This is a genomic window from Caulobacter sp. BE254 (assembly GCF_031457295.1).
GTDB lineage: Bacteria > Pseudomonadota > Alphaproteobacteria > Caulobacterales > Caulobacteraceae > Caulobacter.
Genome location: NZ_JAVDWJ010000007.1, coordinates 165,749 through 190,241, shown reverse-complemented (window position 1 = coordinate 190,241; position 24,493 = coordinate 165,749). Strand labels below are relative to the sequence as shown.

The window sequence follows — 24,493 nt, the reverse complement described above, 5'->3', positions numbered from 1 at the left end:
GAAAACTAAGGGTGGTCCGACTTCTAGGGCGCCCTGGCCGGGGATCAAAGGGGCTGTGGCCCCATCCGGCCGCCTTTCCCGTGGACGCCTCGTCGATCAGCGCCGCTTGGGCGGCGCGGCGGGTCGGGCGGGGGCGCGCGGCGGAAAGGCGTAGAGCGGCAGCAGCGGGCGCAGGGCCGCGCCGATCCACAACTGCGGCTCCGACGCCGGCTCGGCTCCCGTGTCGCGCTCGCGCCGGGCCACGCAGGCCTGCACCGCCCGGCCCAGGGCCGCGAAGTCGTGGGCCGTCGACGCCGACGACAGGAAACAGTCGTCGAAATAGGGGTACTTGTCGTCCTCGCTGCAGCCGAACGAGGCGCGGTCCGGCCGCGCCGCCGTCAGGATCATCCGGTCCTCGCGCTGCAGCGGCTTGACGAACACCCCCGAGAAGCAGGCCGAGACCACGATGATGGACGGGCGGGCCGGGCAGGCGTCGTCGACCGCCGCCGCCAGCAGGCTGGGGGGCAGGATCTCCTCGCCCAGCAGCGCGCCCTCGGGCGCGCCGTGGCTGGTCAGATAGACCAGGCATCCGCCGGGGTTCTTGGTCGCCAGGTCGCGCAGGTCGGCGTGGATGGCCCCCAGATCGGTCTTGCGCGGCCTGGGCGCCGGATAGCGCCTGGGTCGCACCGAATACTGGCGGACGGCCTCGCGGGAAAAGCCGAAGTCGAGCAGGGTCGCGCCTACGTCGCGGCGGGCGTTGTCGAAGGCTTCGGTCGGCCCCCCGGAATGGGCGTGCCAGTCGCCGGCGACCACGACGGCGGCCCAGTTCGCGAACGAGGGCGCATCGGCCCGGGCGGGCGCGGCGGCGAGCAGCGGCGCCAGCAGCAGACCCAGGACCAGGCGCGCGAACCGCCGCATGGGCCCTGCTACGTCTTGAACTTCGAGAACGGCGTCGGGATCGCCGTGGCGCTGGCCTTGGCCAGCAGCCGGCCTTCGGGGTCGTAGAGCTCGCCTTCCAGGAAGCAGACGGTCTTGCCCCAGCGCACCACCCAGCCGATGCCCTTCAGCGGTCCGGGCATGGCCGGGCGCAGGAAGCTGGTCTTCATTTCCAGCGTCGGGACGACCGAGGTCATGCCCGAGGCGATCATGCCAGCCACCGACATGCACTCGTCCAGCATGGCGCAGACGAAGCCGCCCTGGACCTGGCCCATGGGATTGCCGACCGCCTCGACCGAGGGCTCGAAGGCGATCTCGACCCGGCGCTCGGCCTGGCTGACCGACAGCATGTGGAAGCCCAGCGTGCGGGCGCTGCCCGGCGGGTTCCGCGACGCGTGGAACCGCGCGAGGATCGCCTCGTCCGTCAGGGTCTGCGGCGTTTCGGAGACGACGTCGTTTGGGGCGATGTCGCTCACGCGGCTATTTCTTGCGGAACTGGTCGAGCGAAATGATCTTCGGCGCGTCCTCGCCGCCCTCGGTGGTGGCGACCACCTCGGGTTCCGGCTCGGGCTCGGGCTCCTGGGGCGAGATCTCGGGAGCCTCGAATTGCAGGGCGAACTGCACCGACGGATCGTAGAACCGGGTCACGGCCGCGTAGGGCACGGACAGTCGCTTGGGCTGGCCGCCGAACTTCAGGGTCACCGAGAAGAACGTCTCGCCCGGCGCCAGGTCCCAGTACTGGTGCTGCAGGATGATGGTCATCTCGTCGGGATACTTGCCAAGCAGGTCCTGGGGTCCCGACACGCCCGCCGCCTGGGTCTTGAAGGTGATGTACAGATGGTGCGGCTCGGGCAGGCCGCCGGGCGCGGCGGCCTTCCTCAGCGCAGCCTTCACGACGCCGCGCAGGGCGTCCTGGGCCATCGCCTCGTACTGCATCAGGTCTTCAGGCGGATTGGTCTGGGCCATGCGGTCCATCGTAAAGCGAGAACTGGAATGAAGCGCGCAGAGTAGCGTGTCGCAGGGGCGGCGAGAAGGTGGGGGAGCAGGGGAATTTTACAATTGGCCCGACGGCTTTCCCTGCTGCTGGAGGAGGGGGCCTCGGCGATGTCGTGGAAAGTGGAGGGATTCTGTTGGCAGGCTCCCGCATCCCTTCGCAAGGAAGAGGAGGGAGCCTCGGCGATGTCGTGGAAAGTGGAGGGATTCTGTTGGCAGGCTCCCTCCGGGCCCCGCCTAAGGATCTGAACCCCTAGGACTTAAGAGGCGAGATCACCCGCACCGCATTACGCGGCGATGGCGAACTCTTCAGCGAAGTTATCGTTCGCAGTTAGTTTAGCGGCCCGATACGGTGAGCCACGCCGAGAGAAAGCATACACCTTTACACGTCTGTCGATGCTGATCGGCCCCATGCATTCCCGTGATAACTCGGGAGGTCTTGGTGGAGCCGCCGGGAATCGCACCCGGGTCCAGTCCGCTTATTACGTGCGCGTTTATCCCCATAGTCCGGGCGAACCCGAACGGACTCAATATAGGGGCTGGGGCTCGCGGATGGAAGGGCGACGTTGGGGGCGACGGGGAAACCGGGCGGTTTCCGGTGGGCGAGGCGGCGGCTGCAGGCTGAGACGGCCTTCGGTCAGGCGGCCGACCAGCAGGCCGCCGTTGTCCTCGAACAGGCGCACGTCGTCGCCCTCCATTTCGTAGTGGCCGGTGAAAGCGACCTCGCCGTCGTGGCGTTCTTCGAACCGGCCGTCCATGCGCAGTTCAAGGGCCACGCCGTCGGCGCTGGCCCACACGCCGGACACCCGGCGAGCGATCTTGGGATAGTATTTCATGGGAACCTCGGGGGCGGGCGGCCACGTCACGACCGGACAGGAGGCATGACGAGACCGACCCCGCCAATGTGACGTGTCCGAGCCCTCAGGGGATAGACCGATGCTGCCCCTTGATTGCACGATCCTGCACATCACCTCTGGCAAGCGTGACGGGCCGACCGACGAGGCGTAAGGCAACGTCCATCAACAAAAGGAAATGTCGATGATCGAGCAAGGCGAACTCGCCGCTCTGATTGAACGATACGCGCCCGCCGATGGAACCTACGAGATCTGCGGCGACCGTGCGTCGGTGATCCGGATCAGCCAGCCCAGCGAACCGACCCACGGGGTGTTCGGCGCCGCGGTCTGCGTCGTGGCCCAGGGGCGCAAACAGGTGCTGAGCGGCGGGGCGGTGCTGGTCTATGACGCGCTGAACTATCTGGTGGCCTCGGTCGACCTGCCGGTGATCGGCCAGGTGGTCGACGCCTCGCCCGACGCGCCCTACCTCTGCTTCCGGATGACCCTGGATCCGGCGGTGATCGGCGACCTGCTGCTGCAGCTGGGCGGCGAGCCGGCCCTGGCCCAGGACGCCGGGCCGCTGGTCGGGGCCATGGCGGTCAGCCAGGTCAATCCGCCCCTGCTGGACGCGGTGATGCGGATGGTCCGGCTGATCGACACGCCGCGCGACGCCGCCGTGCTGGCCCCGCTGATCGAGCGCGAGATCCTCTACCGCATGCTGCTGGGCGACCAGGGGCCGCGCCTGGCCCAGATCGCCCGGGCCGACGGCCGCATGCGCCAGGTCAAACGAGCCATCGGCTGGATCACCCAGCACTTCAACCAGCCGTTCAGCATCGAGGAGCTGGCCGCGGAGGCGCGGATGAGCCCCTCGGCCCTGCATCGCCACTTCAAGGCCGTCACCGCGCTCAGCCCGCTGCAGTACCAAAAGCAGATCCGCCTGCAGGAGGCGCGCAAGCTGATCCTGGCCCAGCGGCTGGATGCGGGGTCCGCCGGTCACGCGGTGGGCTATGACAGCCCATCGCAGTTCAGCCGCGAATATGCCCGCCTGTTCGGCGCGCCGCCCCTGCGCGACGCCGCTCGCCTGCGGGCCCGTCCGGACATGCTGGTGGACACCTGACGCGCCGGGGACCGGTTCTTCGGTCGCCTGGGGCATTTCCCCTATTCCAGGACTCGCCAAATAGAGACAAGCTCGCGACGCTTGTCTTCAAGGTGGAGTGCGGGCGCGGAGAGGGAGATCGCGAAATGTCAAAAATTGTTGCCGAGTTCATCGGCACCTTTGCTCTTGTGTTGTTCGGCTGCGGAGCGGCCGTGCTGGGCGGCGACCATGTCGGACAACTTGGCATAGCCTTGGCGTTCGGCTTCGCGATCATCGCCATGGCCTATGGCATCGGTCCGGTCTCCGGCTGCCACGTCAATCCGGCGGTCAGCCTGGCGGCCTTCGTGGCCGGGCGGATGAGCGCCAAGGAGATGCTGCTGTACTGGGTCGCCCAGTTCGTCGGCGCGACGGCCGGGGCGGCGGTGCTGCTGCTGATCGCTGGCGGCACGGCGCACGGCCTGGGTCAGAACGGCTGGGGCACGGGCTACGGCGGCGGCTTCGGGGTCGAGGCGGCCTTCGTCTTCGAAGTGGTGATGACGGCCCTGTTCGTGATCGTCATCCTGGGCTCGACCGGCACCGACGCCGCGCCGGGCTTCGCCGGCCTCGGGATCGGCATCGCCCTGGCGGTGATCCACATCGTCGGCATCCAGGTGACCGGCGTCTCGGTCAATCCGGCCCGCAGCTTCGGCCCGGCGGTCTTCGTCGGCGGCCAGGCCCTGGCGCAGCTGTGGCTGTTTTTCGTGGCCCCGGCGATCGGCGCGGTGCTGGGCGCGCTGCTCTACCGCTTCAACCTGCTGAAGGTGGGCTAGCTTCGGCGAACCGGCGGACCGCTGAGGTCACGACTTCAGTGGTCCACCGGAAGCCTAGAGCAAACTGCGCGATATAGGAATCGCGCGGTTTGCTCCAGATTTTTGTTTTTCGCATCGCTTTTGCGGAAAACCGGCATCCACTTTTCCGCGCGATGCTCTAGTCGCAGGGCGTGGAGGTGACGTCCGAATACGCCGTCTGCACGCCGTTCGAGAAGAAGTGACCGTTGCAGGAGAGCAAGGTGTGTCCGACCTCCTGGGTGTGGGAGGCGTCGGAATAGTAGTAGGTCTCGACCTCGTGCGAGGGCAGGGCGAAAGCGACGCCGACGGCCAGGGCCGAAGCGGCGACGGCCGACAGAGCCAGGATCTTGAAGGCTTTTGACAGGCGCATGGTGGACTCCTCATGGAGCGATCACTCTTGCATCGCGCCGTGAGTGATACAATCGAAGATTGATCATGTCCTACGGGCGAGTGGGTACGGTTGGCGGGTCTTCCGGCGGTAACGGCGCCGCTGGTGGCTGAGGGCGATTGTTCTCGCCGGGCTTCAACCGCCCGCCCGAGGCGATCAGCGCGTCATAGGCCCGCTGCTGGCGCGAGAAGTCGCCGCCGCGCGCGAACATGGCGTCGAACCGGGCGTCGCGTCCCGAGGCCGCCGACAGCGCCGCGGCCAGGGCCGGCGCGATCGAGCCCACCTCGGCGTCGTCGCAGGCCCGGCGCAGGTGGCGGGCCTGGCCGGGGATCAGCAGGGTGACGTCCCAGGAGACGCCCTCCAGGCACACGGGCTCCACGGCGCCGCCGCCATAGTCGACGACCACCGAGCGGGGCTGGCTCCACATCGGTGCGCCGACCAGGGCCTTCAACGGTGGAATCTGCTGGGTCGCGAGCTCGGCGTCGATATCGACGCGGCGGCCGATCTCCGGCGTGCAGCAGCCCAGGCCGGCCCGGGCCTGGACGAAGGCGCGGCCGTCGCGGCGCACGGTCACCCGGATCACCGCCTGGCGCACGCCGGTGGCCGGCCGCGCCCAGACCTCCAGCACCATTTCGCCGGGCTTGATCAGCTGGCTCTGCAGGGGCTGCAGGCCCCAGAGGCGGTAGAGCAGGGGATCCACGCCATTGTCGATCGGGACCAGCGTCTCGCCCGGCCGCAGGCGGCGGCCCTGGAAGGGGTCCTGCTCAGGCGGCGGCTTGGGGATCTCGGGGGCCCACCAGACGGCGGGATCGGGGGGCGGCGGGGCGGCTTGCGGCGCGGGTTGCTGGCCGGCGAGGGCGACGCCCGCCGCCAGGCCAGCCAAGAAGATCGCGCCGCTCATCGCTACATCCCTTCAACACCCCGCTCGATGGAAAGCACGCCGGTGCGCGACAGTTCCACCAGGCCCAGCGGCCGCATCAGGTCCAGGAACTTGTCGATCTTGGACGGCGCGCCCGAGATCTCGAACACGAAGCTCTCAAGCGTGGTGTCCACCGGCTTGGCGCGGAAGATCTCAGCGATGCGCAGGGCCTCGACGCGGTCCACGCCCTGGCCGCGCACCTTGACCAGGGCCAGTTCGCGCTCGACGCCATTGGGATCGCGGGTCACGTCGTGCACGCGGCGGACGCTGACCACCTTGTGCAGCTGGGCCTCGATCTGGTCGAGCACGTGACGGGTGCCGCGGGTGACCACGGTGATCCGGCTGGTGTGGGCCTTGCGGTCGGTCTCGGCGACCGTGAGGCTCTCGATGTTGTAGCCCCGCGCGGCGAACAGCCCGACCACCCGGTGCAGCACCCCCGGCTCGTTGTCGACCAGCAGGGCGAAGGTCGCGGTCTGCTCGACCTGTTCGTTGGGGGCCATGTCGTAGGCGGAGGCGGGTTGGAGGTCGGTCATCAGGCGCGCTTCTTTTCGTGTTTGGCCACGTGCTGGCGCAGCACGCGGTTTATCTCGGTCTGATAGGGCTTGCCGCCCGCGTGTTCCTTGAACCAGCCTACGACGTCGGCGTCGAGCCGAATGGTGACGGGCATCTTGATCGGGCGGTGCAGACCTGGCCGGAACCCACGGCTCAGCTGCTCTTCGGTCAGTTCCGGGATGTCGCTGAGATCAATGTCTTCGTCGTGCATCGCTCGCAGCTTCGCCAGTTGTTCGAGTTCCTCGGGGCTAAAGGGCTTCGAGTTCATAGCGTCTTCTTTCCCTAGGGGTCGCCCTTCGCGCGCTCACGATTCGAATGCGGTCTTCGTCCAGGCCGGGATGCGTGTGCACGACGAGCAAGACGACGACGCCATCAACACAACCCATCGCATGCCAACGACTTTCGCCATTCTCCACGCGATCAAAGTAGATCTCGTGGAGCGGATCGTCCCAGACGCGCTTGGCGGTCTCGAACGACACCCCGTGTTTCTCGAGGTTCGTTCGCGCCTTCTCGGCATCCCATTCAAACGACATTTGTACATACAACTTTGTGCGTACAAATGTCGTCCGTCAAGCGTATCCGCTCCATCGCCCGTCCCCGTCGCTAGTCGGCGAGATTGAAGCGCGGAGGAACGGAGTAAAGCGAAGAAACCGAGCCTTTAGACCAGCCCCGCGCCCGCCGCCCCGATCACGTTGCCGATGTCCTCGACATCGCCCATGATCATTTCGTTGTGGGCCTTGCCCGAGGGGATCATCGGCAGGCAGTTCTCGTGCTTCTCGACGCGGCAGTCGAAGACCACGACCTTGTCGCTGTTGATCATCTCCAGGATCTTGCCGTCCAGCTCGGCCGGGTCCGAGCAGCGGATGCCGACGGCGCCATAGGCCTCGGCCAGCTTCACGAAGTCGGGCAGGCTGTCGGAATAGGAGTGGCTGTAGCGTTCGCCGTGCAGCAGCTGCTGCCACTGGCGGACCATGCCCATCCATTCGTTGTTCAGGATGAAGATCTTGACCGGCAGGTTGAACTGGATCGCCGTCGACAGTTCCTGGATGCACATCTGGATCGAGGCCTCGCCGGCGATGTCGACGACCAGGCTGCCCGGATGGGCCAGCTGCACGCCCAGGGCGGCGGGCAGGCCGTAGCCCATGGTGCCCAGGCCGCCGGAGGTCATCCAGCGGTTGGGCTCCTCGAACCGGAAGAACTGCGCGGCCCACATCTGGTGCTGGCCGACTTCCGTCGTGATGTAGACGTCCCTGTCGCGGGTCAGGGCGTACAGGCGCTCGATGGCGTACTGCGGCTTGATGACGGTGTCGGAGCGCCGGTAGTTCAGGCACTGGCGGGCGCGCCAGGCGTCGATCTGGGCCCACCAGTCGGTCAAGGCGGCCTTGTTGGCCTGGTGGCCGGCGGCCTTCCAGGCGGCGATCAGATCCTCGAGCACGCTGCCGGCGTCGCCGACGATCGGCAGGTCGACGCGGACGTTCTTGTTGATCGACGAGGCGTCGATGTCGATGTGGATCTTCTTGCTGCCCGGCGAGAAGGCGTCGAGGCGCCCGGTGACCCGGTCGTCGAACCGCGCCCCGACGCAAATCATCACGTCGCAGTCGTGCATGGCGTTGTTGGCCTCGAACGTGCCGTGCATGCCCAGCATGCCCAGCCAGGCCGGGTCGGCGGCCGGGAAGGCGCCCAGGCCCATCAGGGTCGAGGTGACCGGAGCCCCGGTCAGGGCCGCGAACTCGCGCAGGGCCTGCGCCGCCTTGGGGCCGGCGTTGATGACGCCGCCGCCAGTGTAGAAGATCGGTCGACGCGCGCCGGCGATCAGCCGGGCGGCCTCGGCGATGCGGTTCTGGTCGCCCTTGACCCGCGGATTGTAGGCGTGGGTCGAGGCGACTTCCGTCGGGCCGTAATATTCGCCCTTGGCGAACTGGACGTCCTTGGGGATGTCGATCAGCACCGGGCCGGGCCGGCCGGTGGTGGCGATCTTGAACGCCTCGTGGATGATCTGCGGCAGGTCGCGGACGTCCTTGACCAGGTAATTGTGCTTGGTGCACGAGCGAGTCATGCCGACCGTGTCGGCTTCCTGGAAGGCGTCGGTGCCGATCAGGTGGGTGGGGACCTGGCCGGTGATGACGACCATCGGGATGGAGTCCATCAGGGCGTCCATGATGCCGGTGATGGCGTTGGTCGCGCCCGGGCCCGAGGTGACCAGGACGACGCCCGGCTTGCCCGAACTGCGGGCGTAGCCCTCGGCGGCGTGGGTCGCGCCCTGCTCATGGCGGACCAGGATGTGCTGCAGGCGCGGCTCGTGGAACAGGGCGTCATAGATCGGCAGGACCGCGCCGCCCGGATAGCCGAACAGCACCTCGACGCCCTGGTCCACGAGGCCGCGGACCACGATCTCGGCGCCGGTCATGGCGCGGGAGGCGGTGTCGACGGGGGTCGAGCTCTCGATGGTCTGGTGGGCGGTCATGGCGGTGATCCCTGGGGTTGGGAAACTGGCGGCGGGAAGCGGGGACGCGGAAAAGAAAAAAGGCCCCGAAGGACCTTTTGTGCGCGCGACCGATCTATCAGCGTGACTTCGAGGTCACGCCGTGAACGGCCGCTCCATAAGTACGATCATGGTGTTGCGCACGAGTGTTGCTCCAAATGGATGATCGGGGAATGCCATGCTCGCCGAGGGGCGTCAAGGCGCGCTTTGACGCAAGAAACAACCCGTGGCGCCGGCGCAACGGCGTTCCGTCAGGCGAAATTCAACCCAAGCGTTCCAAGAGCAGGGCAAGGGCGTGCTCGGCGAAGCGCCGCATGTTCGCCTCGCGGTCGTCCAGGCCCGTCTCGACGGTAAGACTGACCTCGGTGTCCGGCCCGACCACGGCGGCGCAACTGTGGCCCGCCGCGTCGCCGTAGCGGTTGCCGTCCGGCCCGGCCGCGCCGGTCTCCGACAGGCCCCAGGTCGCCTTCAGGTTCTTGCCCGCCACCCGGGCCAGCAGCACGGCATAGGGCTCGCTGGCCGAGCGCAGGCCGTCCATGGCCTTCTGCGGGATGTCCAGCAGGGTGAGCCGGGCGCGGGCCGTGTAGACCACCGCGCCCCCGACATAGAACTTCGACGCGCCGGGCACGGCCAGCAGGGCCGCCGAGATCAGGCCGCCGGTCGAAGATTCGGCCACGGCGAGGGTCTCGGCCCGTCCGGTCAGGCGAGCGGCGACGGCGGCGGCGAGGCGGGCGAGTTCGGTCATGGTTGCGTCCTGTGTACCGGGGGCCTTGCCCCCACCTGGCGACTTCGTCGCCTGTCCGCCCCCATAGGGGGTGGAGCGCTCGCTCTACGGCTCTTCCCCCTCCGGGGGAAGACGATCGCGAAGCGATCCGTAGGGGGCAAGCGTTTCAACCCGCTCCCAGTCCGGCGTCTGGTTCCGAAACCAGGTCATCTGGCGCTTGGCGTAGCGCCGCGTCTCCTGTCGCGCCACCTCCAAGGCCTGCTCCAGGGACGTCTCGCCCCGCAGGTGGGCCGCCAGTTCGCGGTAGCCGACGGCCTTGAGGGCGGGCAGAGACGGGTCCAGGCCGCGCGCCTCCGTGGCCGCAACCTCGTCCAGCGCGCCATGCTCGACCATCAGGCCCAGGCGGGTGTCGCAGCGGTCGTAGAGCTCGGAGCGCGGCGGATCGAGCACGACGCCCCGCCAGGTCCCCGCCGCCAGGGCCGGCCGGGTGTCGGTCTGCCACGCGGTCAGCGACTTGCCGGTGGCCACGGCCACGGCGTGGGCGCGGACCAGGCGCTGCCGGTCGCCGACCTCGATGCGGGCCTCGGCCTGGGGGTCGAGGGCGGCCAGAACGTCGCGGAACTCGGGCTCGCCCTGGGCGGCGTAGAGCAGGGCCGAGACCTCGCGCTGGGTCTCGGGCACCGGCGGCACGTCGGCCAGGCCGTGGGTCAGGGCGCGGAAATAGAGGCCCGTGCCGCCGACCACGATGGCGGGACGGCCTCGGGCGGCGATCTCGGCCAGGCTTTGAGTCGCCGCCGCCAACCAGCGCCCCACCGACCAGCCGTCCGCGGCGTCGGCGACGCCGAACAGGTGGTGCGGCGCCTGGGCCAGTTCGTCGGGCGACGGCCCGGCCGTCAGCACCCGCAGACCGGCATAGATCTGCATGGAGTCGGCGTTGACGATCTCGCCGCCGGTCTCGCGCGCCATCTTCAGGGCCAGGGCGGACTTGCCGCTGGCGGTTGGCCCGGCGATAAGGACGATCTTTGTATCAGGCAATCTCGGGTCGAGTCCTTTTCCGGTCTCGAGGGGTTCGCGTTATCGGGGACAAACCATGAAAACCACCTTCGGCGCCATCCTGGCCGGCGTTCTTGTCTTGGCCGCGTCGCCGGTCCTGGCCGCTTCGGCCGACCGCACCACGCCGGCCAAGGCGCCGGTCCAAGCGCCAACCGAGACGACGCCCGAGGCCCAAGGGCCCGCCACCCTGGACGAACGCCTGGGCTGCGGCGTGATGCTGGTGACGATCGACGAGGTGCTGCAGCGCAATCCGCAACTGGCGGCGAAGTTCTCGCAGGGCAACGGCGCCGGGGCGGCGATGGTCCCGATGTTCAAGCTGCTGGGCGTCAGCGGCGGCCAGGTGCTGGACAAGGCCTATGCCGAGGGCGTGGCCCAGGGCTCGACGCCCTCGACCCTGTACCGCCGGGGCGTGGCCGCGCTGTCGGCCAAGATCAACCAGGACGGCGGCGGCAAGGACCAGGCCATGGCGGTGTTCAGCCGCTGCATGTCGGTGGCCGCGCCCCAATCCTGAGCCTTCGGGACGCTTGAAGGTTGACGCGGGCGGCTTCCTCCAATAGCCGCCCCGTCATGCTCGCGATCACACTCGTCTCGCCCGACCCTGCCGCCCTGGCGCAGGCCGCTGCCGCCGTGCGCGCCGCCCTGGCGATCTCGTCGGAAATTCCGCTGGGGCAGGGCGCGCTGGACCTGCTGGCCGACCTGCCGCCGGTCGAGACCCACCAGGCGGTGAAGGCCGCCGTCGGCGACCTGCCGGTCGACTTCGCCGTCCAGCCGGTCGAGAACCGCCGCAAGCGGCTGCTGATCGCCGACATGGACTCCACGATCATCAATGTGGAGTGCCTGGACGAACTGGCCGACTTCGCCGGGGTCAAGGACAAGGTCTCGGAGATCACCGAACGGGCCATGCGCGGCGAGCTGGCCTTCGAGGGCGCGCTGCGTGAGCGGGTCGGCATGCTCAAGGGCCTATCGGTCGACGCCCTGCAGGCCTGCTACGACGACCGCGTGAAGCTCAATCCCGGGGCGCGGACCCTGGTGCGGACCATGGCCGCCCACGGCGCCCGCTGCGCCCTGGTCTCGGGCGGCTTCACCTTCTTCACCTCGCGGGTCGCCGAAGCCGCCGGCTTCCACCTGAACCGCGCCAACACCCTGATCGAGGACGCTGGCCGGCTGACCGGAACGGTCGGCGAGCCGATCCTGGGCAAGGAGGCCAAGCTGGCGGCGCTGCGGGAAGAGACCGCGGCCCTGGGCCTGACCCCGGCCGACGCCCTGGCGGTGGGCGACGGCGCCAACGACCTGGCGATGATCGAGGTCGCTGGCCTGGGCGTCGCCTATCGCGCCAAGCCGATCGTCGCCGCCCAGGCCCACGCCAAGGTCGACCACGCCGACCTCACGGCCTTGCTCTACTTCCAGGGTTACACCGCCGCGGAGTTCGTCTCGTGACCTTCCCGCGCGGCGTTCAGGCGGTGGTGTTCGACATGGACGGCCTGCTGCTGGACACCGAGACGGTCTACCAGGCGGCGATGATCGAGGCCGGCCAGGCGTTCGGCGTCGACTTCACGGCCGCCACCTACCGCTCGATGGTCGGCAAGACCAACCCCGAATGCGGGGCGATGCTGCGCGAGCTCTACGGCGCCGGCTTCCCCGTCGAGGACTACTTCGCCCGCACCTGGAGCGACGTCGAGGCGATCCTCGAGGCCGAGGTGCGACTGAAGACCGGGGTGATGGAGATCCTGGACTATCTGGACGCCTTGGGCGTGCCGCGCGCCATCGCCACCTCCAACAGTCGCCAGGCGGTCGACCGCTATCTGGGCCGCTTCGACCTGGTCAAGCGCTTCCACGCGGTGGTGGCCAACGCCGATGTCGTCCACCACAAGCCGCATCCGGCCCCTTATCTGGAGGCCGCCCGCCGGCTGAACGTGCACCCGACCCTGTGCCTGGCGCTCGAGGACTCCCATCCCGGCGTCCGCGCGGCGCACGCGGCGGGGATGATGACGATCATGGTGCCCGACATCCTCGATCCCACCGACGAGATCGCGGAGAAGTGCGTGCACATCGCCGAGAGCCTGCACGTGGTGATGGACCTGCTGAAGGCGGCGGCTTAGGGCTCTGCACACTTGCCCCCACCTGACCGCTTCGCGGTCTGTCCGCCCCCGTAGGGGGCGGAGCCGGATGCGCGAGGCTCTTCCCCCTCTGGGGGAGGAGCGCCGAAGGCGCGGAGGGGGCAAGTGATCGAGCCAGTAGCATCTCAGGCCTACCCCGCCGGTCCCTTCTCGAAGTACTTGAAGAACGCGCTGTCGGGCGAAAGCACCAGGGTGGTGTCGCCCTGGCCCAGCGCCTTCTCGTAGGCCGACATCGAGCGGTAGAAGGCGGCGAAACCCGGATCGCGGCCGAAGCTTTCGGCGAACAGCTGGGCGCGCTGGGCGTCGGCGTCGCCGCGGATCTTCTCGGCTTCCTCATAGGCGGTGGCGACGATCTCGCGACGCTTCTGCTCGCCGATGGCGCGCAGCTCGGCGGCCTCCTGCTTGCGGGCCGTCTGCATCCGCTCGAACACGGCCTGTTCGTTTGTCGGCGGCAGGTCGGCGCGCTTGATGCGCACGTCGATGATCTGGACGCCCAGGTTGGACGCGGCCACCTGGCGGGCGACGCGGTCGCGGATGGCGGCCATCACCTGGGCGCGCTTGCCGGCGATCACCTCTTCCGACGTCGAGCGGCCGATCTCCTCGCGCAGGGCGGCGTTGACGATTCGGTCCAGACGGTCGGTGGCGACGCTCTCCTGGCCCAGGGTCCGGTAGAACTGGCGCGGGTCGGTGATGCGATAGCGGACGAAGGCGTCGACCACCAGCCGCTCCTGGTCGGCGGCGGTGACCTCTTCCGGCTGGGCGTTGATCATCTCGATATTGCGCTTGTCGAACCGGATGACGGTGTCGAACGGGCTCTTCAGGTGCAGGCCCGGCGTGCTGACCACGCGCACCGGGTCGCCAAGCCGCACCAGCAGGGCCTGCTGTCGCTGGCCCACCTGGAACAGGGTGAAGTTGGCCAGGATCAGCAGGAACAGCGCGCCGACCCCCGTGGCGACGACGGGTCGATTGAAGCGGTTCATCGGACGGCTCCCTCGCTGCCGGAAACGGCGGCCGACACGGACGGGCCCTTGGGCCGGAACGCGTCGGGCGGCAGGATCACGGGGGCCGTGGCGCCCTTGTTGTCGATGATCACCTTGTTGGACCGTTCCAGCACCCGCTGCATGGTCTCGATGTAGAGGCGCTCGCGGGTGACGGCGGGGGCCAGCTTGTACTGGGCGTAGACCTGGTTGAAGCGGTCGGCGTCGCCGGCCGCCTCGCGCACGACCTGCTCGCGATAGCCGAGAGCCGCCTGCTTGATCTGGGCCGCCTCGCCCCGGGCGTTGTTGGCGGCGGATTCGGCGTTCTGGGCGGCGCGCTGCACGTCGCGATAGGCTTCCAGCACCGGACCCGGCGTGGTGGCCGCCTGGATGTTGACGCTCTGGACCGACACCCCGACGTCGTAGCGGTCGAGGATGCGCTGCATCAGCTGCTCGGTCTGGTCCTGCACCTGGCCGCGGCCGGTGGTCAGGATCGGGGTCAGGGCGGTGCGGCCGACCACCTCGCGCATGGCGCTTTCGGCCACGTCCTTGATGACGGTGTCGGGTTCGCGGACGTTGAAGGCGTACTTGGCCGCGTCGGACACCTTCCATTGCACGGTGAAGCTGAGGTCGACGATGTTCTCGTCGCCGGTCAGCATCAGGCGCTCGTCCGGCAGCGGCTGGCTGACCGTGCCGCCGATGTCGAGGGTCTGGATCGAGGTGACGGGCACCAGCTCGGCGTGCTCGATCGGCCAGGGCAGGTGGTAGCGCAGGCCGGGCTGGGCGGTGCGGCTGTAGGCGCCGAACGTGGTGACCACCGCCTGCTCCTTGGGCTGGACCACGTAGCAGCCGGACAGGGCCCACAGCGCGATTACGCCCAGGGCGGCGCCAACGAGGGCGCGTGACCGGCTGGGGCCGCCGAAGGTCTGGCGCAGGCGGTTGGACAGCCGCTCGATCAGGGCGTTGAGGTCGAGGGGCGGCGGCGGGTCGCCGGACCCCCTGGGACCGCCGGGGGGCGACTCCTCGCCTCTTGGCCGATCCGCATCCTTCTTGCCGTCGTTCGGCGGCGGGGATCCCCAAGGTCCGGGGCCGGCGTTGTCGTTCCAGGGCATGGGCGGCTTGGTCTTCCCGGTCACAGCATTGGCGGGGTTGTAAAACGACCCCTGCACGCGGATATGAAAGCCCCCGCAGAACAAGGCAAGACAATCCCGTGACCGCAGCTTCGCCCGCCACCCTCGACGACGCCCGCGCGGCGCTGGATCTGGTCGTCGATCCGGTCTCCGGCCAGGGGCTGGTGGCGGCCGGCCTGGTGCAGGGCCTGGTCGTGCGCGCCGGCCGCGCGGGCTTCATGCTGGAGGTGCCCGCGTCCCAGGCCGCGACCTACGCTCCGGTGCGCGAGGCGGCGGAAAAGGTGCTGGCCGGCCTGCCGGGCGTCGAGGTCGCCCAGGTGGTGCTGACCGCCCAGGCGGTCGAGGGCGCGACGCGGGTGCGCAAGGGGGCCAAGGTTTCCGAAGACGGCCAGGCCAAGCTGGTTCCGCCCCCGGAGGCCGAGAAACCGGCCCATGTAAAGCACGTGATCGCCGTCGCCTCGGGCAAGGGCGGGGTGGGCAAGTCCACCGTGGCCACCAACCTGGCCTGCGCCTTCGCCGCCCAGGGCCTGCGGGTCGGGCTGCTGGACGCCGACGTCTACGGTCCTTCGGCCCCGCGGATGATGGGGATCGACGGCGAACCCAGCTTCGAGGACGGCAAGCTGCAGCCGCTGGAGGCCCACGGCATCAAACTGATGTCGATCGGCTTCCTGGTCGACGAAGGCAAGGCGATGATCTGGCGCGGCCCCATGGCCTCGTCCGCCGTCCGCCAGATGATCCACGACGTTGCCTGGGGCTCGGAGGCCGCGCCGATGGATGTGCTGGTCGTCGACCTGCCGCCCGGCACCGGCGACATCCAGCTGACCCTGGTCCAGAAGCTGCGGATCGACGGCGTGGTGCTGGTGACCACGCCCCAGGAGATCGCCCTGATCGACGCCCGGCGCGCGGCGGCGATGTTCGGCAAGACCGCGACCCCGATCCTGGGCCTGATCGAGAACATGGCCTTCTTCGCCGACCCGGCGACCGGCGCCCCGATCCCGATCTTCGGGGCCGGTGGCGGCGTGGCCGAGGCGCAGGCCCTGGGCGTTCCGGTCCTGGCCCGGGTTCCGATCGAGATCGCCGTGCGCGAGGCCGGTGACGCCGGGACGCCCGTCGTGCTGCGCGCGCCGGACAGCGCCGCGGCCAAGGCGTTCGCGGCGGCGGCGAAGGCGCTGTGGGACGGGGTGAAGGGGTAATTCGTCATAGGACCTCCCTCTGTGGGGGAGGCGGCCGAAGGCCGGTGGGGGGAGTTTTGGGATCGTCGATCCGGGATCGACCCCTCTCCTATAAATCCCCCCTCCGTCGGCTTCGCCGACACCTCCCCCACAGGGGGAGGATCAAAAGAAAAAAGGCCGCCCGGATCGCTCCGGACGGCCTCTTCCTGGTCAACTCACGCCGAAGCCTAGAAGCTCCAGCGCAGGCCCGTCGACAGGACCACGGCCGAGCCGCCGACGTCGCCCTTGAGGTTCAGGGTCGTCGCCGCCGCGGTGCCGGGATAGATGGTCTCGGTGCGGTTGATCTTGGTGTCGTCGAAGCTGATGTACGACAGGGCCGCGTCCCACTGGATGCTGTCGGTGGCCTTCCAGGTCGAGCCGATGGCGTACAGCATGCGGTCGCCGTCCGGCACGCGGGCGGTGCGGCCGATGTCCGGGGTCGGGGTCGGGTCGTACTGCACGCCGGCCCGCAGGGTCAGCTTGTCGTTGACGTCGTGGTCGACGCCGACGGCCACGGTCGTGGTGTCCTTGTAGTTCTGCTGGCTGACGGTGCCGCCGTTCGGATAGGTGACGACGATCTTTTCGAACTCGCTCCAGCCGATGCGCGAGACCGAGGCGTTCAGGGTGGTCTTGTCCGTCACCTGCCAGCGGGCGCCCAGGTTGGCCATCCACGGGGTGGTGATCGTCGCCTTGCCGTCGGTATCGACATTGGCGGCGGCGAGCGGGCCCAGCAGGCCGGAGACCACCACGTGGCCGTCCAGCTTGTGCTTGATCTCCGAGCGGTACGAGGCGCCGATCGTCAGGGCCGGCGAGGCGTGGAACTGGGCGCCGACGTTCCAGCCATAGTCCCAGTTGCCGTCGCCTTTCAGCGACGAGGAGCCGTCGGGCAGCAGGGGCGACAGGTTGGGCAGGGCCGAGGACAGTTCGGCGTCGGTGTACTGGGCCGAAACGCCCACGCCCAGGTCGAGCATGTCGTTGACGCGGTAGGCGACCACGCCGTTGACGTCGATGGTCTTCAGGTTCGACTTCAGGGCGTCGTAGCGGGTCCAACTGCGGCTGTTGTAGTCGGTGGTGAAGTTGTAGGGCGCGGCGACCGACAGGCCGAGGGCCAGCTTGTCGTTGACGCGGAAGGCGCCGGCCAGGTTGGGGACGATGCCGTTGTTGATCGGACCGCCGGCATAGGGCTCGCCGCCGACCGGGGTGGTCAGGCCGCCGGGGATGACCGGACGGGTCAGGGTCGAGCCGGCGTTGTTGACCTGCGAGTCGACCTGGACCAGGTGGACGCCGCCATAGATCTCGTTCTTGTCGAGACCGGCGATCGAGGCGGGGTTCCACCACAGGCTGGCGGCGCCGCGGTCGGCGACTTCGCCCGAATAGGCCCGGCCGGCGCCGCGCACCGATTGTTCCTGCAGGTAGAAGGCGGCGGCGGAGGCCTGCGAAGCCGCAGCCAGGGCGGCGAGCGCCACGCCGGCGGCGAGGGAGATACGCGTAATGGACATGAAAGACGACCTTCTGGGGAGGAAGCTCCGGCGCCCTTGGTGGCGCCGGTTGCCGTCGCTCTAACGCATCCAGTCAAAAACCGTTGCTATTTATTCGCAAAACGGTGAATTTTGTGCAGAGCGTCCAAGAATGTCAGCGTTGAACACGATCTATATTTCGATGTTCCGTCAGTTACGCTCGAAGTTGCCTGAAAAGGACGCGAAAAAGCTGACGTAAGGGAAATCTACGCCACCTTCTTTCGCGTCACAATTCAAGATCTCCGCTTCGCAGGGGAAATTAGCCGCCAGCCAACTTGCGAAAGAACTTCGCGCCTTGTTCGCCGCCGTTGAAATAGGCCTTCTGGTCGGGCTCGGCGGTGATCCTGTCCCAGCTGTCGCGGACCTCCTCGGCCGAGAGGCCGCCTTCGCCGAGATAGACGCCTTCCGTCTCGAAGATTCGCGACAGGGCGAAGGCCCCGGCGCCGGCCGTCAGGATGGCTCCGGTGGGGGCGTCTTCCGACACCAGATAGACCACGCCTGGGGTGACGTATTCCGGCTTCAGCTTCTCCAGCACCTCCGGCGGCATCAGGCCTTCGGTCATGCGCGTGGCGGCGACCGGGCTGATGGCGTTGACCTTGACGTTGTTCTTGGCGCCCTCAAGCTTGAGGGTGTTCATCAGGCCCAGCACCGCCATCTTGGCCGCGCCGTAGTTGCTCTGGCCGAAATTGCCGTACATGCCCGAGGACGAGGTCGTCACGACGATGCGGCCGTAGTTCTGGGCCTTCATGATGTCCCAGACCGCCTTGATCGGCTTGAACGTGCCGAACACGTGGACCTGGATCACCGCCTCGAAGTCGGCCAGCTCCATCTTGCTCAGGGTGCGGTCGCGCAGGATGCCGGCGTTGGCGACCAGGATGTCGATCCGGCCCCACTTTTCCATCGTGGTCCTGACCATGTCGGCGACGCCGGCGTCGTCGGTCACCGAAGCGCCATGGGCGATGGCCTGGCCGCCGAAGGCTTCGATCTCGGCGACGACCGCCTTGGCCGCGTCGGATGAGCCGCCCGAGCCGTCGACGCTGGCCCCCAGGTCGTTGACCACCACCTTGGCTCCGCGCCGCGCCAGCTCCAGCGCATGCTGCCGGCCCAGGCCGCCGCCGGCCCCCGTGACGATCGCCACCTGACCATCGAACCGGATCTCGTCCGCCATGCTCTCATCTCCCTCAAACGCGCGTTTGGTTTGTCGCGTTTGTGCGGCGCGGGGGAGGGGGCGTCAAGAGAGGAGGCCTACGCCTTCTTCTTGTCGCCACCCGCGATCGGCGGCTTGGGCTGGTCGCGCTTCACGCCGGCCTTCTGGCCGGGCTTCATGAACTTCACCAGCACGCGCTGGCCCACCAGGATCGGCGCGCCGTCGGCGCTGACCACCACCTCGACCACGCGGTCGTCGCTGCGCTGGCTGGGGTCGTCCGAAGCCAGCTTGCGGGCGCCGTAGACGGCCGCGCGGCGCAGGACCTTGCCGACATAGGTCTTGGTCGGATCGCCTTCCGGCTGGATCTCGACTTCCTGGCCCAGGGTGACGTTGGGGATGTCTGCCTCGACGATCTCGGCGCGGACGATGCGGGCGGTGCGCGGCTCCAGGTCGAACATCGGGGTGACGTTCAGGGTCGAGGCGCCGGCGCCGGGATTGGCGTAGCGGCGGGCGATGCGGCCGTCGGCCGGCGCGCGGATCACCGTCAGTTCCTGGTTGTAGCGCGCCTGGGCCAACTGGGCGGTCGCGACCTGGATGGCGGCCTGCTGGGCCTGGATGTTGGCGGTGGCCGTGGCGATCTGGTCCTGGGCGGCGTCGAGGCGCTGGCCGGCCACGAAGTTCGAGGCCGACAGGTTCTGCAGGCGCTTGTACTCGCGCTGGCTGGTGCGCAGCTGCACCTGGTAGAGCGCCAGCTGGGCGCGAGCCGAGTTCAGGCTGGCGCTGGCGGTTTCGGCCGCCAGGCGGGCGTCGTCGTCCTCCTGCTTGGCCAGGGCTTGGCCGGTCACCACGTCCTGCCCCTCCTGGACCATGACGTCGCGGACGATGCCCTGGCGGCGGGCGGCCACCTGGATGATGCCGCCCTCGATGTCGGCCTTGCCGTTGGCGATGGCCGCGTAGGGGCTGGGCTCTTCCTGGACAGCCGCGGCCTCCAGCTTCTTCTTCTTCTCGGCCGCCTGGCTCTTCACGAAGAAGAACCCGCCGCCGCCGAGCACGACGACCGCGATGATGATCCAGAAGGCGGGACGGCGCAGGAACGCGGGCATGGACAACTTCCCCAAGAAATTCAGTGGCTGAGCGACGGCGGATTGGCGTCGGGCGTCCTGCGCACGTCGTCCAGGATCAGACCGTCTTCGATGTGGATGACGCGGTCGGCATAGGCCTCAAGCCGCGGGTCGTGGGTCACGCAGATCACCGCCGCGCCGCGCTCGGTGGCGGCCTGGCGCAGCAGGCGGATGACGATCTCGCCGCTCTTGCCGTCGAGGGCCGAGGTCGGTTCGTCGGCGAAGATCAGGTTGGGATTCTTGGCCAGGGCGCGGGCGATGGCGACGCGCTGCTTCTCGCCGCCCGACAGCTCGGACGGACGCTGGTTGACGCGCGGGCCCAGGCCCACCGACTCCAGCGCCGCCTGGGCGCGACGCCCGGCCTCGCCAGGACCGACGCCCTGGTACTTCAGGGCCGTCATTACCTGCTGCTTGGCCGTCAGGGCGGGGAACAGGTTGAAGCCCTGGAAGATGAAGCCGCAGTGGTCCAGGCGGAACTTGTCGATCTTGCCCGGCGACAGCTTCCACAGGTCGGCGGCCTCGAGGGCCTTGACCTTGCCTTCGTCGGGCTTGAGCAGCCCCGACAGGGCCGCCACCAGGGTCGACTTGCCCGAGCCCGACGGGCCCATGACCATGGTCACGTCGCCGTGCTTGGCGTCGAAGTCAACGCCCTTGAGCACCTCGATGAACGTGCGGCCGGTCTTGAAGCGCTTGACCAGGCCTTTCGCCGTGAGGGCGCTTTCGCCATGGGTGAAGCTGCGGAGGCTTTTGATCGAGACGGGAGCGTTCATCGCAGGAGGTCCGCGGGTTGGCTGTTCTTGAGGACGCCCAGCGACAGGAAACCCGACACCATGGCGATGACGATCAGGAACACGGCGACCACGGCCACCAGCATCGGCGGGAACGACATCGGCACCCCGCCGGCGGTGGCCGCCAGCGAGACCAGCCAGGTCAGGGCGGCCGAGGCGATGACGCCGACGATCCCCACCCAGAAGCTGAGCTCCATGACGATGTTGCGCAGGTCGCCCATCGACACGCCCAGGGCGCGCAGGCTGGCGAACTCCTTGATATTGGCCATGATTGCCCCGCGCAGGGTCTGCCAGGTGATCACCACGCCGATCAGCAGCCCCAGGAACGCCGAGAAACCCAGGATGATGCCGATGATCTGGTCGTCGAGCATGGCGCCGGAATTGGCGTCGGCCAGCTCCTGGCGGGTCCAGGCGCGGAACTTGCCGTCGCCCTTCTTGTTGAGCTGGGCGGCGACGATCTCGGCGCGGGCCGGGTCGCGGATCTGCACCATCAGCGGCCCGACGCGCTGGCCGGTGTCGGCCTCGCCCAGCATCCGCAGGGTGTCGCGCGACATCACCAGGGTCGGCTGGATGATGTTGGGATAGCCGTGGGTGACGACGCCGATGGTGATGGTCTTGCCGTTGTAGAGGGCCTTGTCGCCCTTCTTGACGCCCAGGCGCTTGAGGGCGGTCTGGTCGACGGCCACGGAGTACGGCTGGCGCAGGGCCTCGACCATGCTCAGCGTATAGTCGGTCGGCACCGTGACGAAGCCGGGGATCGCGTCGATCACCGTGACATTGACGAACTCGCTCTTGCGACCGCTGCCGCCGCCCCCGCCTTTGCCGCCCTTACCAGCCTGCTTGGCGCGCGCGTCGGCCTTGGCCTGCTCCTCGGGCGACTGGATGTTCTGGAAGCGGCCGCCGGAGCCGTCCAGCGGCGCCACCTGCAGCACCTCGGGATGGGTGTAGACCAGGGGGATCATCCGGCGCGGCAGGCCCGAGGGACCGCCGAACAGCGCCTTTGCGCCGGGACCCAGCACCATGATGTCGGCGCGGGCCCGGTCGATCTGGGCGGTGAAGCCCTTGCCGATGCCGACGAAGATGCCGACCTGGGCCAGCACCAGCAAACCCGAGAAGGCCAGCGCGACCACGGCCGCCATGTAGCGACGCCACTCGTACAACAGTGTGGCCAAGGCCAACGACATGCTCGCAACGCTCCCCAAATCCAGGGTTGCAGCAATGCCCGGTGAACTTCAAGCGGCCAAGTTAAATCGGGGTAAGGCGCGATCGGCGATCTCCAGAAGCAGCGCCTTGCCTGTTTTCTCGCCGGCGCGGCGCCCCCTGCGGTCCGGTCAAGTTTGCCCATCCCATTCTGGGTTTGGCCGGCTTAGTTCACTGTGTCGAGGTCGCAACAAGCTGAAACAGGGCATGTTTTTCGCACCTAGCCTGCCGCGTCGGCTGTCGGCGCGGGCGTCGGCGCAAGGGCCGACGCGCCTTCTTCCAAGGAGAGACAGATGACCATCTCCAGTATCGGGTCTTCTTCGCTGTTGCAGCAGTTGCTGCAGGTGAGGGCGTCCGCTTCGGCCCAGGCCGGGGACGGCGACTCGGCGTCCAACGACCCCTTCGCCGAGATCGGGCAGAACGTGCCGGCGGGCGGCAGGAACGGTCCGCCGCCGCCGATGCAGGGCTGGTCCTCGTCGAGCCAGGGTTTCGGCGCCGATACACTGGCGTCGCTGCTGGACGCCCAGCAGACGGACCGGAGCGACCGCGCCGCCTCGATGTTCGCCGACGCGGACGCGGACGGCGACGGAACCGTGACCCAGGACGAACTGGCCACGGCGATGGCCGCCCACGCCCCGTCCGACCTGCCGGCCGACGCGCCCAGCGCCGCGGACATGGCGTCCAACCTGGTGTCGAGTGGTGACGCCGACGGGGACGGCGCCCTGTCGCTGGACGAGTTCCAGGCGATGAAGCCGCCGCATGGCGGCCCGCATGGACCTGGCGGCCCGCCGCCCGGTGGGGGTTCGGAAGCCAGCGGGTCCTCCACCAGCGCCTCGACCGACCCGACCGACCTGAACGGCGACGGGGTGGTGACGGCCGACGAACTGCTCCAGACCCTGACCTCGGCGACGGACCAACTGGGATCGGACGTCGCCAGCGACGCTTCGGACCTGATGCGAAAGCTGCTCGGCCAGCTGGCCAGCAGCCTGGCCGGCTCCACTGGCTCGGCGACGCCGTCGGTCGACGTGGCGGCGTGAAGCGCCTGGCGCGAGGGTGGGGCAGATCGCTCGACCCTCGCGGTTTGGCAAGCATTACGCTTGCGCCGCGCCCCCCATTCATAGTCATTTGGTCCCTTGGCTGCGTCGCGGGGGTGCGTCGCTCATTTAGGGTCTTCCGTCTTGATCTTCCTTCCCGAGAACGTCCAGGCCCTGGCGGGCGTGGCGCTGATCCTCGGCCTTTGCTGGCTGGTGTCCGAGAACCGCAGGCGCTTCCCGCTGGTGCTGGCGGTCTGCGCGATCGCCATCCAGCTGATCCTGGTCTTCGTTCTGTTCCGGCTGCCAGCCATGCGCGACGCGCTGCAGGGCGTCAATGGCGCGGTCGAGGGCCTGGCCTCGTCGACCCAGGCGGGCACCAACTTCGTGTTCGGCTACCTGTCGGGCACCGCGCCGCCCTATACCGAGACCAATCCGGGGGCCGGCTTCCTGTTCGCTTTCCGGGTGATGCCGGTGATCCTGGTGGTCTGCGCCCTGTCGGCCCTGCTCTGGCACTGGGGCATCCTGAAGTGGCTGGCCAAGGGCCTGGGCTTCCTGTTCCAGAAGACCCTGGGCCTGCGCGGCCCGCCGGCCCTGGCCACCGCCGCCACCATCTTCATGGGCCAGATCGAGGGGCCGATCTTCATCCGCGCCTATCTGGAGCGCCTGACCCGCTCGGAGCTGTTCATGCTGATCGCGGTCGGCATGGCCTGCGTGTCCGGCTCGACCATGGTGGCCTACGCCACCATCCTGCACGACGTGCTGCCCAATGCCGCCGCCCACGTGCTGGCCGCCTCGCTGATCTCGGCCCCGGCCGGCGTGCTGCTGGCCCGGATCATGGTCCCAGGCGACCCCAGCGAAAAGTCCGACGACCTGGACCTGGCCGAGGAGGACAAGACCTACGGCAGCTCGATCGACGCGGTCATGAAGGGCACCACCGACGGCCTGCAGATCGCCCTGAACGTCGGCGCCACCCTGATCGTGTTCATCGCCCTGGCCACCATGGTCGACAAGATCCTGTTCGCCCTGCCGATGGTGGGCGGCGAGCATCTGAGCATCGCCCGCATCCTGGGCGTGATCTTCGCGCCCCTGGCCTGGGCCATGGGCGTGCCGTGGAAGGAGGCTGGCAGCGCCGGCGGCCTGCTGGGCGTCAAGCTGATCCTTACCGAGTTCACCGCCTTCATCCAGATGGCCAAGACCGGCCCCGAACTGCTGGATCCGCGCACCCGGATCATCATGACCTACGCCCTGTGCGGCTTCGCCAACATCGGCTCGGTGGGCATGAACGTCGCCGGCTTCTCGGTGCTGGTGCCCCAGCGCCGGCAGGAGGTGCTGGGCCTGGTCTGGAAGGCGATGATGGCCGGCTTCCTGGCCACCTGCCTGACCGGCTCGCTGATCGGCCTGATGCCGCGGGCCTGGTTCGGGCTGTAAGGGCCTTTCCTTCCGCCGCGGAACCGAAGCATCCTCCCGGT

At 68.6% G+C, this 24,493-nt stretch carries 28 protein-coding genes and 1 other RNA gene; 8 read left to right on the top strand and 21 right to left on the bottom strand.

What is annotated here, in order from left to right:
- Window positions 1–96 precede the first annotated feature (96 nt).
- From J2X41_RS14830 to J2X41_RS14810, 5 genes are all read right to left on the bottom strand, one after another.
- Complete coding sequence (locus tag J2X41_RS14830) at window positions 97–897, bottom strand: C13 family peptidase (protein WP_310082782.1); 801 nt, start codon at window positions 895–897, stop codon at window positions 97–99.
- Between the two features lie 8 nt (window positions 898–905).
- Entirely contained in the window at window positions 906–1,391 is a 486-nt protein-coding gene (locus tag J2X41_RS14825) for a PaaI family thioesterase (protein ID WP_310082781.1), read from the bottom strand.
- A gap of 4 nt (window positions 1,392–1,395) precedes the next feature.
- A complete protein-coding gene (locus J2X41_RS14820) occupies window positions 1,396–1,881 on the bottom strand; it encodes a ClpXP protease specificity-enhancing factor SspB (protein ID WP_310082780.1) in 486 nt (161 codons plus the stop codon).
- A gap of 224 nt (window positions 1,882–2,105) precedes the next feature.
- Window positions 2,106–2,470: a transfer-messenger RNA gene (ssrA, locus tag J2X41_RS14815) on the bottom strand.
- Window positions 2,436–2,744: an Atu4866 domain-containing protein gene (locus J2X41_RS14810; RefSeq protein ID WP_310082779.1), complete on the bottom strand. Its 309-nt coding sequence runs from the start codon at window positions 2,742–2,744 to the stop codon at window positions 2,436–2,438. Before J2X41_RS14810 ends, ssrA begins: the two co-directional genes overlap by 35 nt.
- Before the next feature lie 202 nt (window positions 2,745–2,946).
- Here J2X41_RS14810 and J2X41_RS14805 point away from each other — a divergent pair, with 202 nt between their 5' ends.
- Window positions 2,947–3,858: an AraC family transcriptional regulator gene (locus J2X41_RS14805; protein ID WP_310082778.1), complete on the top strand. Its 912-nt coding sequence runs from the start codon at window positions 2,947–2,949 to the stop codon at window positions 3,856–3,858.
- A 125-nt stretch (window positions 3,859–3,983) separates the two neighbouring features.
- Window positions 3,984–4,646 carry an aquaporin gene (locus tag J2X41_RS14800; RefSeq protein WP_310082777.1) on the top strand — a complete coding sequence of 221 codons (663 nt, stop codon included), beginning with the start codon at window positions 3,984–3,986 and terminating at the stop codon, window positions 4,644–4,646.
- Between the two features lie 157 nt (window positions 4,647–4,803).
- Here J2X41_RS14800 and J2X41_RS14795 read toward each other — a convergent pair whose 3' ends face one another.
- The 9 genes from J2X41_RS14795 to miaA form a co-directional block, all read right to left on the bottom strand.
- Entirely contained in the window at window positions 4,804–5,034 is a 231-nt protein-coding gene (locus J2X41_RS14795; RefSeq protein WP_310082776.1) for a DUF6289 family protein, read from the bottom strand.
- A 70-nt stretch (window positions 5,035–5,104) separates the two neighbouring features.
- On the bottom strand, window positions 5,105–5,953 hold the full coding sequence (locus tag J2X41_RS14790; RefSeq protein WP_310082775.1) for a hypothetical protein: 849 nt from the start codon (window positions 5,951–5,953) through the stop codon (window positions 5,105–5,107).
- A 2-nt stretch (window positions 5,954–5,955) separates the two neighbouring features.
- On the bottom strand, window positions 5,956–6,504 hold the full coding sequence (gene ilvN / locus J2X41_RS14785; protein ID WP_056761859.1) for an acetolactate synthase small subunit: 549 nt from the start codon (window positions 6,502–6,504) through the stop codon (window positions 5,956–5,958).
- Entirely contained in the window at window positions 6,504–6,791 is a 288-nt protein-coding gene (locus J2X41_RS14780) for a BrnA antitoxin family protein (RefSeq protein WP_310082774.1), read from the bottom strand. The genes ilvN and J2X41_RS14780 overlap by 1 nt, the downstream gene beginning before the upstream one ends.
- Window positions 6,772–7,056: a BrnT family toxin gene (locus J2X41_RS14775; protein WP_310082773.1), complete on the bottom strand. Its 285-nt coding sequence runs from the start codon at window positions 7,054–7,056 to the stop codon at window positions 6,772–6,774. The genes J2X41_RS14780 and J2X41_RS14775 overlap by 20 nt, the downstream gene beginning before the upstream one ends.
- A gap of 125 nt (window positions 7,057–7,181) precedes the next feature.
- On the bottom strand, window positions 7,182–8,987 hold the full coding sequence (locus J2X41_RS14770) for an acetolactate synthase 3 large subunit (RefSeq protein WP_310082772.1): 1,806 nt from the start codon (window positions 8,985–8,987) through the stop codon (window positions 7,182–7,184).
- Window positions 8,988–9,101: 114 nt separating this feature from the next.
- On the bottom strand, window positions 9,102–9,149 hold the full coding sequence (locus tag J2X41_RS25310; RefSeq protein WP_369744215.1) for a hypothetical protein: 48 nt from the start codon (window positions 9,147–9,149) through the stop codon (window positions 9,102–9,104).
- 118 nt (window positions 9,150–9,267) lie between these two features.
- The gene (locus J2X41_RS14765; protein ID WP_310082771.1) at window positions 9,268–9,750 is read right to left on the bottom strand and encodes a CinA family protein; all 483 of its coding nucleotides are present in this window, start codon (window positions 9,748–9,750) and stop codon (window positions 9,268–9,270) included.
- Between the two features lie 84 nt (window positions 9,751–9,834).
- Complete coding sequence (gene miaA / locus J2X41_RS14760; RefSeq protein WP_310082770.1) at window positions 9,835–10,764, bottom strand: tRNA (adenosine(37)-N6)-dimethylallyltransferase MiaA; 930 nt, start codon at window positions 10,762–10,764, stop codon at window positions 9,835–9,837.
- A 55-nt stretch (window positions 10,765–10,819) separates the two neighbouring features.
- Here miaA and J2X41_RS14755 point away from each other — a divergent pair, with 55 nt between their 5' ends.
- Genes J2X41_RS14755 through J2X41_RS14745 form a run of 3 tightly spaced genes read left to right on the top strand, consistent with a single transcriptional unit; the run spans window position 10,820 to window position 12,881 of the window.
- A complete protein-coding gene (locus J2X41_RS14755; protein WP_310082769.1) occupies window positions 10,820–11,293 on the top strand; it encodes a hypothetical protein in 474 nt (157 codons plus the stop codon).
- Between the two features lie 56 nt (window positions 11,294–11,349).
- Window positions 11,350–12,219: a phosphoserine phosphatase SerB gene (gene serB / locus J2X41_RS14750; protein WP_310082768.1), complete on the top strand. Its 870-nt coding sequence runs from the start codon at window positions 11,350–11,352 to the stop codon at window positions 12,217–12,219.
- Window positions 12,216–12,881 carry an HAD family phosphatase gene (locus J2X41_RS14745; RefSeq protein ID WP_310082767.1) on the top strand — a complete coding sequence of 222 codons (666 nt, stop codon included), beginning with the start codon at window positions 12,216–12,218 and terminating at the stop codon, window positions 12,879–12,881. Before serB ends, J2X41_RS14745 begins: the two co-directional genes overlap by 4 nt.
- 149 nt (window positions 12,882–13,030) lie before the next feature.
- On the opposite strand, the gene J2X41_RS14740 is transcribed toward J2X41_RS14745, so the two are convergent.
- The gene (locus J2X41_RS14740; protein ID WP_310082766.1) at window positions 13,031–13,879 is read right to left on the bottom strand and encodes a protease modulator HflC; all 849 of its coding nucleotides are present in this window, start codon (window positions 13,877–13,879) and stop codon (window positions 13,031–13,033) included.
- Window positions 13,876–14,988: an FtsH protease activity modulator HflK gene (gene hflK, locus J2X41_RS14735; protein ID WP_310082765.1), complete on the bottom strand. Its 1,113-nt coding sequence runs from the start codon at window positions 14,986–14,988 to the stop codon at window positions 13,876–13,878. The genes J2X41_RS14740 and hflK overlap by 4 nt, the downstream gene beginning before the upstream one ends.
- 98 nt (window positions 14,989–15,086) lie before the next feature.
- Between hflK and J2X41_RS14730 the strand changes: the two genes are divergently transcribed.
- Window positions 15,087–16,199, top strand: coding sequence for an Mrp/NBP35 family ATP-binding protein (locus J2X41_RS14730; RefSeq protein WP_310082764.1), 1,113 nt, complete (start codon window positions 15,087–15,089; stop codon window positions 16,197–16,199).
- Between the two features lie 206 nt (window positions 16,200–16,405).
- Here J2X41_RS14730 and J2X41_RS14725 read toward each other — a convergent pair whose 3' ends face one another.
- From J2X41_RS14725 to J2X41_RS14705, 5 genes are all read right to left on the bottom strand, one after another.
- Window positions 16,406–17,716 carry an outer membrane protein transport protein gene (locus J2X41_RS14725; protein WP_310082763.1) on the bottom strand — a complete coding sequence of 437 codons (1,311 nt, stop codon included), beginning with the start codon at window positions 17,714–17,716 and terminating at the stop codon, window positions 16,406–16,408.
- 277 nt (window positions 17,717–17,993) lie between these two features.
- Window positions 17,994–18,902 (bottom strand): SDR family NAD(P)-dependent oxidoreductase, encoded by a 909-nt coding sequence (locus J2X41_RS14720; protein WP_310082761.1) that lies wholly within the window; start codon window positions 18,900–18,902, stop codon window positions 17,994–17,996.
- A gap of 77 nt (window positions 18,903–18,979) precedes the next feature.
- Entirely contained in the window at window positions 18,980–19,984 is a 1,005-nt protein-coding gene (locus J2X41_RS14715) for an HlyD family efflux transporter periplasmic adaptor subunit (RefSeq protein WP_310082760.1), read from the bottom strand.
- A 20-nt stretch (window positions 19,985–20,004) separates the two neighbouring features.
- Window positions 20,005–20,772: an ABC transporter ATP-binding protein gene (locus J2X41_RS14710; protein WP_310082758.1), complete on the bottom strand. Its 768-nt coding sequence runs from the start codon at window positions 20,770–20,772 to the stop codon at window positions 20,005–20,007.
- Complete coding sequence (locus J2X41_RS14705) at window positions 20,769–21,974, bottom strand: ABC transporter permease (RefSeq protein WP_310082757.1); 1,206 nt, start codon at window positions 21,972–21,974, stop codon at window positions 20,769–20,771. The genes J2X41_RS14710 and J2X41_RS14705 overlap by 4 nt, the downstream gene beginning before the upstream one ends.
- Before the next feature lie 309 nt (window positions 21,975–22,283).
- Here J2X41_RS14705 and J2X41_RS14700 point away from each other — a divergent pair, with 309 nt between their 5' ends.
- Window positions 22,284–23,027, top strand: a complete 744-nt coding sequence (locus tag J2X41_RS14700) for a calcium-binding protein (protein WP_310082755.1) — start codon at window positions 22,284–22,286, stop codon at window positions 23,025–23,027.
- Window positions 23,028–23,171: 144 nt separating this feature from the next.
- On the top strand, window positions 23,172–24,452 hold the full coding sequence (locus J2X41_RS14695) for a nucleoside transporter C-terminal domain-containing protein (protein WP_028039926.1): 1,281 nt from the start codon (window positions 23,172–23,174) through the stop codon (window positions 24,450–24,452).
- Window positions 24,453–24,493: the final 41 nt, after the last annotated feature.

Bases quoted from the DNA above. Each gene is read 5' to 3' on its own strand.
- J2X41_RS14830 (WP_310082782.1), bottom strand. From the start codon at position 897: ATGCGGCGGTTCGCGCGCCTGGTCCTGGGTCTGCTGCTGGCGCCGCTG.
- J2X41_RS14820 (WP_310082780.1), bottom strand. From the start codon at position 1,881: ATGGCCCAGACCAATCCGCCTGAAGACCTGATGCAGTACGAGGCGATG.
- J2X41_RS14810 (WP_310082779.1), bottom strand. From the start codon at position 2,744: ATGAAATACTATCCCAAGATCGCTCGCCGGGTGTCCGGCGTGTGGGCC.
- J2X41_RS14805 (WP_310082778.1), top strand. From the start codon at position 2,947: ATGATCGAGCAAGGCGAACTCGCCGCTCTGATTGAACGATACGCGCCC.
- J2X41_RS14800 (WP_310082777.1), top strand. From the start codon at position 3,984: ATGTCAAAAATTGTTGCCGAGTTCATCGGCACCTTTGCTCTTGTGTTG.
- J2X41_RS14795 (WP_310082776.1), bottom strand. From the start codon at position 5,034: ATGCGCCTGTCAAAAGCCTTCAAGATCCTGGCTCTGTCGGCCGTCGCC.
- J2X41_RS14790 (WP_310082775.1), bottom strand. From the start codon at position 5,953: ATGAGCGGCGCGATCTTCTTGGCTGGCCTGGCGGCGGGCGTCGCCCTC.
- ilvN (WP_056761859.1), bottom strand. From the start codon at position 6,504: ATGACCGACCTCCAACCCGCCTCCGCCTACGACATGGCCCCCAACGAA.
- J2X41_RS14780 (WP_310082774.1), bottom strand. From the start codon at position 6,791: ATGAACTCGAAGCCCTTTAGCCCCGAGGAACTCGAACAACTGGCGAAG.
- J2X41_RS14775 (WP_310082773.1), bottom strand. From the start codon at position 7,056: ATGTCGTTTGAATGGGATGCCGAGAAGGCGCGAACGAACCTCGAGAAA.
- J2X41_RS14770 (WP_310082772.1), bottom strand. From the start codon at position 8,987: ATGACCGCCCACCAGACCATCGAGAGCTCGACCCCCGTCGACACCGCC.
- J2X41_RS14765 (WP_310082771.1), bottom strand. From the start codon at position 9,750: ATGACCGAACTCGCCCGCCTCGCCGCCGCCGTCGCCGCTCGCCTGACC.
- J2X41_RS14755 (WP_310082769.1), top strand. From the start codon at position 10,820: ATGAAAACCACCTTCGGCGCCATCCTGGCCGGCGTTCTTGTCTTGGCC.
- serB (WP_310082768.1), top strand. From the start codon at position 11,350: ATGCTCGCGATCACACTCGTCTCGCCCGACCCTGCCGCCCTGGCGCAG.
- J2X41_RS14740 (WP_310082766.1), bottom strand. From the start codon at position 13,879: ATGAACCGCTTCAATCGACCCGTCGTCGCCACGGGGGTCGGCGCGCTG.
- hflK (WP_310082765.1), bottom strand. From the start codon at position 14,988: ATGCCCTGGAACGACAACGCCGGCCCCGGACCTTGGGGATCCCCGCCG.
- J2X41_RS14725 (WP_310082763.1), bottom strand. From the start codon at position 17,716: ATGTCCATTACGCGTATCTCCCTCGCCGCCGGCGTGGCGCTCGCCGCC.
- J2X41_RS14720 (WP_310082761.1), bottom strand. From the start codon at position 18,902: ATGGCGGACGAGATCCGGTTCGATGGTCAGGTGGCGATCGTCACGGGG.
- J2X41_RS14715 (WP_310082760.1), bottom strand. From the start codon at position 19,984: ATGCCCGCGTTCCTGCGCCGTCCCGCCTTCTGGATCATCATCGCGGTC.
- J2X41_RS14710 (WP_310082758.1), bottom strand. From the start codon at position 20,772: ATGAACGCTCCCGTCTCGATCAAAAGCCTCCGCAGCTTCACCCATGGC.
- J2X41_RS14705 (WP_310082757.1), bottom strand. From the start codon at position 21,974: ATGTCGTTGGCCTTGGCCACACTGTTGTACGAGTGGCGTCGCTACATG.
- J2X41_RS14700 (WP_310082755.1), top strand. From the start codon at position 22,284: ATGACCATCTCCAGTATCGGGTCTTCTTCGCTGTTGCAGCAGTTGCTG.